The following is a 10,843-nucleotide window of genomic DNA, read 5'->3' on the forward strand; positions in this document are numbered from 1 at the left end:
GCCGCCGCCTACCGCGGCGGGCTCGACCGGGTCCTCAAGGTACGCGCCGGAGCGGAGGACGGCTTCGCCCGTGCCGTCGCCCTCGACCCCGGCTTCGCCCTCGGGCACGCCGCCCTCGCTCTGCTCGGCCACGAATGCGCCGCCCCCGTCGACGTGCCCCGCGCCCTCGCCGACGCACGGCGCGCGGCCCGTGAACGGGCCGACGACCGCGAGCGCTCCTTCGTGGACGTCGTCACCCGCCGGATCACCGGCGACGACGGGGACCGGGCACTCATGGCCCATCTGCGGACGTACCCCGGCGACGCGCTCGCGCTCGCCGCGGCCGTACCCACCATCGCCTTCTCCGGCGTCAGCGACCTGCACGACGACGACGCCCTCCGGCTGCTCGACCTGACCTCGCCGGCCTTCGACGGGCACTGGTTCCACACCTCCCTGCTCGCCTTCCTGCGCCAGGAGCAGGGTCGGCTGCACGAGGCGGGTGAGCTGGCCCACCGCGCGCTGGCCGCCGAGCCGGCCTCCGGGCACGCCGTGCACGCCCTCGCACATGTCCACTACGAGTCGGGGGCCCACGAGGCGGGCCGCGACTGGCTGGACCGCTGGGTGTCCGGCCGGGGCCGGGGCGCCGTCCACAAGGCGCACTTCTCGTGGCACATCGCCCTGCACGAACTCGCCCTGGACGACCCGGCCGCGGTGCGCAGGCGCTGGTTCGCGCAGCTCGCGCCCGGCCGGGTGACCGGGGTACGGGCGCTGGTCGACTCGGGGTCGCTGTTGTGGCGGGCCCGGCTCAGTGACAGCTGGCGCGGCGCACTGCCCGCCGCCGACGTGCTCGACTCGGTCGCCCGCGAGGTGCTGGAGCGGCCCGCGACCGCGTTCACCGCCCTGCACGCCGCGGTCGCCCTGACCGCGGCGGGGGATCTGCCCGCGCTGCGCCGCCTGCGCGACCACGCGGTGGGCGCCGATCCGGTGCAGCGGGACGTCATCGCGCCGCTGTGCGAGGCGTTTGCCGCGCTCGTCGAGGAGCGGTTCGCCGAGGCGGCCCGCGGACTCGACGCGCTGCTGCCCGTGCTGCGCCGGGTCGGCGGCAGCGCGGCCCAGCGCGAGGTCGTCGAGGAGACCCTGCTGTACGCCCTGGTGGCCGACGGCCGCTGCGACGCGGCCCGCCGTCTGCTGGACGCCCGTCTGGACCGCAAACCGGCGCCCCGGGACCGGCGGCTGCTGGCGGCACTGCCCGGCTGAGGGGGCGTCGCGCCGCCCGGCGGTGGGAGCGTCGCGCCGCTCGGCTGTGGGGTGTTGTGCCGCCTGGCGGTGGGGGAGTCGCCGCTGCCTGACTGTGGGGGTGTTGTGCCGTCCGGCTGTGGGGCGTTGTGCAGCCCGGCTGCGCCGTCCGGCCGCCGCGCGCCGTCGCGGGGCCGGTTCCCGTCCGTGCGCTGGCGCCGGGACGGCTTCCGTCAATCCGCTCGTCCGCTCGTCGCGGGAGCGGGCCCAGGGAGCCGTCGGTCCGTCGGTCCGTCGTCCGGCAGTCCGTCAGCCTGCGGCCCGTCGTCCGGCCGTCGAGTGCGGTCGGCAGCGGCTCCTCGCGCGGCCCCGACCCGGTGTGTGCCCGGCGCGGCGGCCTCGGCGCACACCAGGCCCGGTGGCCCACCCGGCCGGTGGCCCGGCAGGACCATGGTCGCCGGAACCAGCGGCATCCGTCCGACCGTCGCGCCGATCAGCACGGCGCGGGCCAGCCCGGGACCGATCTGCGGGATCGGGGAGAACCCGCCCGTCATGAAGGCACCGAGGACGACGGCGAGGAGCAGGGCCGAGCGGCCCGAACCGGGCGGCGGCCACGGTGAGATGGGCGCTGCCGCCCGGGCCGCGGCCCATGGTCAATGAGCGAGCAGAACCGAGCATGGAAATGATCGAAGATGACGAGTAGCGTGCACGCCGTGCTGGCGGAACGACGGCATCGACTCATCCTCCGGTCCCTGCGCTCCGGCGGCCCCGCGGCCGTGACGGATCTCTCGGAGCGGCTGGGCGCGAGCCCCGCCACCATCCGGCGCGACCTGGTCGAACCGGCGGAGGACGGCCTGCTCACCCGGGTGCACGGCGGCGCGGTCGCCGAGCCGGGCGACCAGCCCTTCGCCGGCACCACCGCCCACCGGCCGGCCCGCCGGCTGCACGGCCAGTCGGCTTTCTCCGTCGAGGTGCTGGTGGCGAACGAGGCGGACGAGGTGCACAAGGCGCAAGAGGAGACGGCATGAAACTCACGATCCTGGGCGGCGGCGGATTCCGGGTGCCGCTCGTCTACGGGGCGCTGCTGACGGACCGCGCAGAGGGCCGGGTCACCCGCGTCGTGCTGCACGACCTGGACGCGGAGCGGCTGTCCGCGGTGACCCGGGTGCTCGCCGAACAGGCCACCGGGGTGCCCGGCGCGCCCGAGGTGAGCGCCGCCACCGACCTCGACGAGGCACTGCGCGGCGCCGACTTCGTGTTCTCCGCGATCCGCGTCGGCGGCCTCGCGGGCCGCGCCGACGACGAGCGGGTGGCCCTCGCCGAGGGCGTCCTCGGCCAGGAGACGGTCGGCGCGGGCGGCATCGCCTACGGTCTGCGCACGGTCCCCGTCGCCGTGGACATCGCGCGCCGTGTGGCCCGGCTGGCACCGGACGCCTGGGTCATCAACTTCACCAACCCGGCCGGTCTGGTCACCGAGGCGATGTCCCGCCACCTCGGTGACCGCGTCATCGGCATCTGCGACTCGCCGGACGGTCTCGGCCGCCGTATCGCCCGGGTGCTTGGTGCCGACCCGAAGCAGGCGTGGATCGACTACGTCGGCCTCAACCACCTCGGCTGGGTGCGCGGCCTGCGGGTCGCCGGCCGCGACGAACTCCCGCGGCTGCTCGCCGACCCGGAGCTGCTCGGCTCATTCGAGGAGGGCAGGCTGTTCGGCGCCGACTGGATCGGATCCCTGGGCGCGATCCCCAACGAGTACCTGCACTACTACTACTTCAACCGTGAGACCGTCCGCGCCTACCAGGAGGCTCGGCAGACCCGCGGCGCCTTCCTCCGCGACCAGCAGGCGCGCTTCTACGCGCAGTTGAAGGATCCGGGTGCCGCGGCCCTGGCGGCCTGGGAGCGCACCCGCGCCGAGCGCGAGGAGACGTACATGGCCGAGAACCGGGAGACGGCCGGCGCGGGCGAACGCGACGCCGACGACCTTTCCGGCGGGTACGAGAAGGTGGCCCTCGCCCTGATGCGGGCCATCGCGCGCGACGAGCGCACCACCCTGATCCTCGACGTGCGCAACCGCGGCACCCTGTCCGTGCTGGACGCCGAGGCCGTCATCGAGGTGCCCTGCCTGGTCGACGCGAACGGCGCGCACCCGGTCGCCGTCGACCCGCTGCCCATGCACGCGACCGGCCTGGTCTGCGCGGTCAAGGCGGTCGAGCGCGAGGTGCTGTCCGCGGCCGAGTCCGGCTCCCGGGCGAGGGCCGTGACGGCCTTCGCGCTGCATCCGCTGGTCGACTCGGTCACCGTGGCCCGCAGACTGGTCGAGGGATACACCGAGGTCCATCCCGGTCTTGCTTACCTGAAGTGAGCGCCACCCGGCCCTGCTCTTTGGAGGCTTCCATGCACGACGAACGCCGCCGGATCGAGGAGCGCGTGGCGCGCCTCCACCATCAGCGCATCAAGCCCGCCCGCTATCCGGCCACCGTCCCCTTCGAGGTCGCGGCCTGGCAGGCGCCGGGGGAGCCCGTCCCCTTCGCCGAGGCCGCTGCCGCCGCCTACGAGCCCTTCGCGACGAACACCCCATGGGGGCCGCCCTGGGGCACCACCTGGTTCCGGATGCGCGGCCGCGTGCCCGACGACTGGGCGGGCCGACGTGTCGAGGCGGTCATCGACCTCGGCTTCGTCGGCGACCGGCCCGGCAACCAGGCCGAGGCCCTGGTGCAGCTGCCCGACGGCACCCCGCTGAAGGCGGTCAACCCGCTCAACCAGTACGTGCCGATCGCCAACCCCGCGAACGGCGGCGAGTGGGTCGACTACCTGGTCGAGGCGGCATCCAACCCGGACATCCTCGCGAACGGCTTCGCCGCACCGACCCCGCTCGGCGACGTGCTCACCGCCGGGGACGCGCCCCTGTACACCTTCCGCCGCGCCGACCTCGCCGTCCTCGACGAGGAGGTCTTCCACCTCGACCTGGACGTCCAGGTGCTGCGCGAACTGATGGCGGAGCTGGGCGAGCACGAGCCGCGCCGGCACGAGATCATGCACGCGCTGGACCGTGCGATGGACCTGCTCGACCTCGACGACATCGCCGGCTCGGCGCCCGCGGTGCGCGCCGCGCTCGCGCCCGTGCTCGCCAAGCCCGCCCACGCCGGCGCCCACATCGTCTCCGGCGTCGGCCACGCCCATATCGACTCGGCCTGGCTGTGGCCGCTGCGCGAGACCAAGCGCAAGACGTCCCGCACCTTCTCCAATGCGACCGCGCTGGCCGACGAGTACGAGGAGTTGGTCTTCGCCTGCTCGCAGGCCCAGCAGTACGAGTGGGTGCGCGACACCTACCCGAAGGTGTGGGCCCGTATCCAGGAGTCGGTCAAGCGCGGCCAGTGGGCGCCGGTCGGCGGCATGTGGGTGGAGGCCGACGGCAACCTGCCCGGCGGTGAGGCCCTCGCCCGCCAACTGATCCACGGCAAGCGGTTCTTCATCGAGCACTTCGGGATCGAGACCAAAGGCGTGTGGCTGCCGGACTCCTTCGGCTACACCGCGGCCTACCCGCAGCTCGCCAAACTCGCCGGCAACGAATGGTTCCTCACCCAGAAGCTCTCCTGGAACCAGACCAACACCTTCCCCCATCACACCTTCTGGTGGGAGGGCATCGACGGCACCCGGATCTTCACGCACTTCCCACCGGTCGACACCTACAACGCCCGCTTCAGCGGCGCGGAGATGGCCCGCGCCGTCCGCAACTACCGGGAGAAGGGCCGCGGCACGCGCTCGCTCGCGCCCTTCGGCTGGGGCGACGGCGGGGGCGGCCCCACCCGCGAGATCATGGAACGGGCCCGTCGGCTGCGCGACCTGGAGGGCTCCCCGAGGGTCGAGGTGGAGCACCCGGACGCGTTCTTCGCCAAGGCCCGCGCAGAGTACGAGAACGCTCCCGTCTGGGTCGGCGAGCTGTACCTGGAGCTGCACCGGGCGACGTACACCTCGCAGGCGCGCACCAAGCAGGGCAACCGGCGCAGTGAACACCTGCTGCGCGAGGCGGAGCTGTGGGCGACGACCGCCGCCCTGCACGCGCCGGGCTACGCATACCCGTACGACAAGCTGGACCGGCTGTGGAAGACGGTCCTGCTGCATCAGTTCCACGACATCCTGCCCGGCTCCTCGATCGCCTGGGTGCACCGCGAGGCCGAAGCGGAGTACGCCCGCGTCACACAGGAGGTGGAGACGCTGACGGCCCAGGCGCTGGCCGCGCTGGGCGGCGGTACGGCACGGGTGTTCAACACGAGCCCCTTCGACCGCGCCGAGGTGATCCGCACCGCCGCGGGCACACCGGTGTATGTGCAGGTGCCCGCGAACGGCAGCGCCCCACTGACCGGGGCCGCCCCGCCGCCGCGTCCGGTCGAGGTGTCGCGGCGGGGGCTCGACAACGGCCTGGTCCGCGTCGAGGTCGCCGCGGACGGCGCGCTGGCCTCCGTGCGCGACCTGCGGGCGGACCGCGAGGTCCTCGCCGACCGGGGCAATCTGCTGCGCCTGCACACCGACCTGCCCAACTCCTGGGACGCCTGGGACATCGACGAGCACTACCGCAACCGCCACACCGACCTGCTGGAGCCGGACTCGGTGACGGTCGTCGAACAGGACCCGCTGATCGGGGCCATCCGGGTGGAACGCTCCTTCGGCAAGGGATCAAGGATCACCCAGACGATCACCGTGCGGGCCGGCAGTCCCCGCATCGACTTCGAGACCGAGATCGACTGGCACGAGACGGAGAAGATCCTCAAGGCGGGCTTCCCCGTCGACATCCGGGCCCCGCACTCCAGCGCCGAGATCCAGTTCGGACACATCCAGCGGCCCACCCACACCAACACCAGCTGGGAGGCGGCCCGCTTCGAGGTCTTCGGCCACCGCTGGGTGCACATCGCCGAGCCCGGCTACGGCGTCGCCGTCATCAACGACTCGACCTACGGCCACGACGTCACCCGCACCGTCCGTGCGGACGGGGGGACGACCACCACGGTCCGGCTCAGCCTGGTGCGCGCCCCGCGTGTCCCGGACCCGGGGGCCGACCAGGGGCGGCACCGCTTCACCTACGCGCTGCTGCCCGGCGCGAGCATCGAGGACGCGATCGCCGAGGGGTACGCGCTCAACCTGCCGCTGCGGTCGGCGGACTCTGCCGGTGCCCCGCGGCCGGTCGTCTCGGCCGAGGGCGAAGGCGTCACCGTGGAAGCGGTGAAGCTCGCCGACGACGGCTCCGGCGAGGTGATCGTGCGGATCTACGAGTCCCGCGGCGGCCGGGCCGCCGGTCGGCTGCGCACCGGGTTCCCGCTGGCCGGGGCCCAGCTGACCGACCTGCTGGAGCGCCCGCTCGGGGCGGCCGGCACGGACGGGGACGCCGTGCCGGTGACCCTGCGGCCGTTCGAGGTGCAGACCCTGCGTCTGGCCGTCGGCGGGGCATGAGGGGTTTCAGGGACGGATGTTGAACGGCTGCGGCGCCGTCGTGGCCGAGCGCGCAGTTCCCCGCGCCCCTGGCGGGGCTCGGTCCCCGGCATGCCTGCGGCACGATGAGCCTTCCGGCAAGCACGTGACATGACAGACGGCCCGTTGCCGACGCCGACGCCGCACCCGCGGCCGGTCCGCCGCCGGCCGGCCAAGCGCGTATAGGGCCAGTGCCTATAGGGCCAGTGCCTATAGAGGCAGCGCCTACAGGGGCAGCGCCTGTGCCGTGGTCTCCACCGGCTCCGTGGGCGCGGGCAAAGGCGGCAGCAACGGACCGGTCTCCTCCGGCCGTTGCTGAGCGACCGGGACGGGGCACACCGGACGCGGCCCCGACACCACCGTGTAGTCCTGCCCCAGGAACGGCGGCACGATCTCGCCCGGGTCCTCCCCGAGCGCCAACTGCACCGCCGCCCACGGGGCGTTGATCCCACACAGGGACAGCTGGTACAGGCCGCCGGCGGGCCGGGTGTTGACGTCGAGCAGCACCGGCCGGTCGCCGTACATCCGGAACTGGATGTTGGACAGATGGTGCAGCCCGAAGCCCTCGGCGATCAGCCGGGCCGGCTCCAGCCACTGCTCATTGAGCGTGAACCCGCGGCGGCGGCCGTTCTTGGTGCGGCCGACGGCCAGCCGGACCCGGTTGTCCGGTCCGGTCAGACAGTCCACGGACACCTCCGGCTGCTCCAGCCGCGGCATCACCAGCCAGTCCACCGGGTGCTCGGCCCGGCGGAGCGCCGAGACGACCAGGTCCAACTGGACATAGGGGCCGGGGAATCCGCCCAGGTGCAGCAGCGAGAAGGGGCTGCGCGTGATCATACGGAAGCCCACCCCGCCGGCGCCGGTGGCCGGCTTGAAGCACGCCCTGTGCCCGCCCGCCTCCAACTCCTCGACGATCGCGAGGAGTTCGTCGGCCGTCCGGACCCGCCGAAAGGGCGGCACCGGCACGCCCACCGAGCGGACCGCCTCGTACGCGGTCACCTTGTCCTCGAAGACGGCGATCGCCTGCGGCGTAGGCGCCAGCAGCGCCGTACCGGCCGCCTCGAACTCGGCGCGGTGCGCCACGATCGCCGCCTGGTGCAGCCGGGGCACGAACACGTCGATGCCGCGCCGTGCGCACTGGTCCAGCGCGTACTCGACGTACCCGGCCGGGGACAGGCCCTCCGGTTCCAGGTCGGCGGTGTCGGCGGCGGCCAGCACGGGGGAGTCGGCGTCCCCGTGCGTGGCATGGATCTCGACCGCGCGGTCGCTCGGATTTCTGCGCAGCTGATCCATGAAGAACACGTTCTCCGCGTACGTGCGGTTGAGCCAGACGCGTACGCGGGAGAACATGCGGGCCGCCTTTCGGGGGTTTTCGGGCAGGGCGCAGCGGCCCGTGCCCGGGCAAGGTGGTGGGAGGGACACCGAACCGCCCTGGAAAGGGAGATCGTGACGGTGGTGTTGGGGCGATCATACGGCTTTCCGGAGGCCCCTCTGCAACGCGCGTGTTACGGATTCCCCCACACCGGGTGTCGGTTCTTGCGCTCCCCGGGCCCCGCCGCCACTCGTCAGGGCCGTGGGCACCAGGTGTGCAGCAGCCGGAAGAACGCCTCCTCGTTGCCCATGAGCCCCGCGTCCGTCATCGCCTGCTCCGCCTCGGCGAGCACCTGGGGCGGAACCAGGAACGGTCCGCCGTCCGGTGGGCCGTCGAAGGTCGCGCGCACCGTATGGAGCAGCCGCAGATATGCCTGTACGGCGGTGCGCTCACGGTCGGTCAGTACGGCGGTGGGCATCGGTCGGCTCTCCCCGGGTCGGCTCCGCGGTCACGCGCCGGGACGGCGCGTACGCCGCGCCTTGCGGCGGCGCCCCTCCAGCTTGCCGCCCACCACTGACAACGCCCCGCGTCCACACCCGTTGTCGCCCGCTCGGCCGAGCCGGAACCTTGGCAAAGCCCGCTGCGGGCTTGACGGAACCCGCTGCGGTCCGACGGGGCCGGGGCGGTCAACCCTGGGGGCCGCGGTAGCCCAGGGACGCCTCGATCCGGCCCGCCAGATGGTCGCGTTGCACGGGGCCGCGCAGTGCCGAACCCGCCAGCCACGTACGGCACTTGCTGGCGAGGAGCAGGCCGAATGCCTCGGCCTCGCGCTCGTCGTGGAGGTCGAAGCGGGTGCGCGCGGCGATCCTGTGCACCGCCGCCTGGAGCGCGGCCCGACCGCCGTCGCCCTCGCCCTCGCCGCCGTCTCGGTGGCCGTCGCCGAGCAGGCGCGCGGCCACGGCCACACCGCCGACGGGATGGCCGTGGTGCCCGGCCTTCATATGCCACAGCTCATGGCCGAGAATCACCAACTGGTGGTCGGGCGCGGTGCGTTCCTCGATCACGATGAGGTCCTGGTCCGTCATGTCCAGCCACAGCCCGCTCGCGGTGCCGGCCGGGAAGACGGCGGTACGGAAGTGGACGGGACGGCCGCGGCGGCGGCTCATCGCGTCGCACAGCGCGGTGTAGAGGTCCTGCGGATGGGCAGGCGCGGGCAGTGTCAGTTCTCCGAGCAGCGCCCCGCACAGCCGCCGCATGTCCTTGCCGATGCCCACGTTCCTCCCCCGGCTCACGACTCGGGCCGCTTGACGCTCTCCAGGAGCATGTCCAGCCACTCGGCGACCTTGTCCCGGTGCTGGTCGGTGGGCAGCTGCGCGGCGCGCCAGGCGATGCCCCGCACACCGTGGTCCTGCAGCAGCCGTTCCAGCGGGTCCGCGGCGGCCTCGGCCGCCTCCCGCTCACGGTCCGCGAGCTTCTGCAGCAGCTCCTGCTCGGTGCGCTGGAGCGCGCCCGCGACGGCCTCGGGGTCCTCCGCGGTGAGGAATCCGGCGTGCACGCGGAAGAATCGCTGCAGGGCGTCGCAGTGCTCCATGGTGGGCCGCCGGTCGCCGTTGATGAGGGCGCCCGCCTGCTGCCGGGACATGCCCGCGCCGTCGGCGATCTCCTGCTGGGTGTACCTGCGCCCGTTGGACTTGAGCCGGGTGCGGCGCAGCAGGTCCAGCCGTTGCAGAAAGCGGGCCTGCACATCGGGTTCGCCCGTGGGCCGGCCGCTCAGCAGAGCCCTGACGACGGGTTCGGGGACGCCACAGGCGACGGAGAGCCGCCTGACGTCGAAGACTTCGGGGTGCGGCACGCCGAGCCGGTCGGCGAGCGTGGTGACGCGGGCGACGACGGCCGGCAGCTGGGCGGTCGCCGTGGCGCCCGGATCGTCGTAGCCATCCGTCACCGACAGAACTCCTATGTCTCTTGAGGGATTCAGCGCCCTGCCACCAGAGATTGCCGTGAACCTCCCGGAGAGTAGCCCCTGCCGCGAACCCGCAGCCAGGTCTCGCCACAACTGTGGCCAATTTCAGCCGTCAACGAGCACGAAATGCCACGATAGTTGACATGGCTGTCATCGGGGCAGCAGGATCACATCGCCGCGTGAAGGCCGCATAGGCAAGAGGGGTGACCTCCCGATGGCATATCAGGCAGGTGGGCAGCGGCCGGTGCCGCGGCCCGTCCCCGAGGGCCGCGAGGCCCAGGCGTATCTCCAGGACTACGCCACGCTCCTGGAGTCGGTCCCGTTCCCGTCCCTCGTCGTCGACCATCGCTGGGACGTGGTCCTCGCCAACGGCGCGTTCGAGTCACTTTTCCGGGGGGTCGGCCCGCATCCCACGGCCATGCCCGGAGACAACTTCCTCCGGTTCGTCCTGTTCCATCCCGACGCGGGCATGGTCCTCGGGGAGCACGAGTCGAGCTGGGGCCTGCCGATGCTGGCCCACTTCAAGTCCGCCCTGGAGCGGTACGCCCATGACCACGGACTCCAGGCGATCCGCCGGGAGATCGCCCAGGACCCGATCATGGAGGCCGCCTTCCGGCAGGGCCTGCCGCACTGGATCCGCGCGGTCGGCGAGGCTGCCGCCGAGCATGACGGCGCCGTCCGCCCGCTGCTCCACCCGGACCCGCGCTGGGGCGCCACCGACTGCCGGATCGTGGACGACACCACGAAGACCCTCCAGGAACTCGGCTACACCCGTCTCACACTCGTGCTGCGTGACTCCCGACGTGCGGGCCGGGGGGGGGGGGGGGGGGGCGCGCGCCGCCCCCCCGGCCGCCCCGCCCCGCCGGCCCGGCCGCCCACCCCCCCCCCCG

At 73.3% G+C, this 10,843-nt stretch carries 7 protein-coding genes and 3 pseudogenes; 5 read left to right on the forward strand and 5 right to left on the reverse strand.

Translation table 11 applies throughout. From position 1 onward, the window contains the following. Positions 1-1,236, forward strand: a pseudogene (locus ACWEKM_RS44105) (FAD/NAD(P)-binding protein); the annotation flags it as partial. A gap of 334 nt (positions 1,237-1,570) precedes the next feature. On the opposite strand, the pseudogene ACWEKM_RS44110 reads toward ACWEKM_RS44105, so the two are convergent. Continuing rightward, positions 1,571-1,805 (reverse strand): annotated as a pseudogene (locus ACWEKM_RS44110) (MMPL family transporter); the annotation flags it as partial. A gap of 123 nt (positions 1,806-1,928) precedes the next feature. Between ACWEKM_RS44110 and ACWEKM_RS44115 the strand changes: the two are divergent. The 3 genes and pseudogenes from ACWEKM_RS44115 to ACWEKM_RS44125 all read left to right on the forward strand — a co-directional run. Further along, positions 1,929-2,263 (forward strand): annotated as a pseudogene (locus ACWEKM_RS44115) (DeoR family transcriptional regulator); the annotation flags it as partial. Next, a complete protein-coding gene (locus ACWEKM_RS44120) occupies positions 2,240-3,577 on the forward strand; it encodes a 6-phospho-beta-glucosidase (RefSeq protein WP_451626954.1) in 1,338 nt (445 codons plus the stop codon). The pseudogene ACWEKM_RS44115 and the gene ACWEKM_RS44120, both read left to right, overlap by 24 nt. A gap of 32 nt (positions 3,578-3,609) precedes the next feature. Continuing rightward, positions 3,610-6,660, forward strand: a complete 3,051-nt coding sequence (locus ACWEKM_RS44125; RefSeq protein ID WP_451626949.1) for an alpha-mannosidase — start codon at positions 3,610-3,612, stop codon at positions 6,658-6,660. Between the two features lie 243 nt (positions 6,661-6,903). On the opposite strand, the gene ACWEKM_RS44130 is transcribed toward ACWEKM_RS44125, so the two are convergent. From ACWEKM_RS44130 to ACWEKM_RS44145, 4 genes are all read right to left on the reverse strand, one after another. Beyond that, complete coding sequence (locus ACWEKM_RS44130; RefSeq protein ID WP_451626950.1) at positions 6,904-8,028, reverse strand: ATP-grasp domain-containing protein; 1,125 nt, start codon at positions 8,026-8,028, stop codon at positions 6,904-6,906. Between the two features lie 215 nt (positions 8,029-8,243). Next, positions 8,244-8,468 carry a hypothetical protein gene (locus ACWEKM_RS44135; protein WP_451626951.1) on the reverse strand — a complete coding sequence of 75 codons (225 nt, stop codon included), beginning with the start codon at positions 8,466-8,468 and terminating at the stop codon, positions 8,244-8,246. A gap of 208 nt (positions 8,469-8,676) precedes the next feature. Continuing rightward, a complete protein-coding gene (locus ACWEKM_RS44140) occupies positions 8,677-9,246 on the reverse strand; it encodes a toxin-antitoxin system, toxin component (RefSeq protein ID WP_451626955.1) in 570 nt (189 codons plus the stop codon). Between the two features lie 32 nt (positions 9,247-9,278). Next, positions 9,279-9,935: a helix-turn-helix domain-containing protein gene (locus ACWEKM_RS44145; protein WP_451626952.1), complete on the reverse strand. Its 657-nt coding sequence runs from the start codon at positions 9,933-9,935 to the stop codon at positions 9,279-9,281. A 232-nt stretch (positions 9,936-10,167) separates the two neighbouring features. Between ACWEKM_RS44145 and ACWEKM_RS44150 the strand changes: the two genes are divergently transcribed. After that, a partial coding sequence (locus ACWEKM_RS44150; protein WP_451626953.1) for an MmyB family transcriptional regulator occupies positions 10,168-10,843 on the forward strand: 676 nt, incomplete at its 3' end.

The organism is Streptomyces sp. NPDC004752 (genome assembly GCF_053601275.1).

Coding starts and splice junctions, on each gene's coding strand:
- ACWEKM_RS44135 (WP_451626951.1), bottom strand. CDS start 8,468: ATGCCCACCGCCGTACTGACCGACCGTGAGCGCACCGCCGTACAGGCA.
- ACWEKM_RS44130 (WP_451626950.1), bottom strand. CDS start 8,028: ATGTTCTCCCGCGTACGCGTCTGGCTCAACCGCACGTACGCGGAGAAC.
- ACWEKM_RS44125 (WP_451626949.1), top strand. CDS start 3,610: ATGCACGACGAACGCCGCCGGATCGAGGAGCGCGTGGCGCGCCTCCAC.
- ACWEKM_RS44120 (WP_451626954.1), top strand. CDS start 2,240: ATGAAACTCACGATCCTGGGCGGCGGCGGATTCCGGGTGCCGCTCGTC.
- ACWEKM_RS44140 (WP_451626955.1), bottom strand. CDS start 9,246: ATGCGGCGGCTGTGCGGGGCGCTGCTCGGAGAACTGACACTGCCCGCG.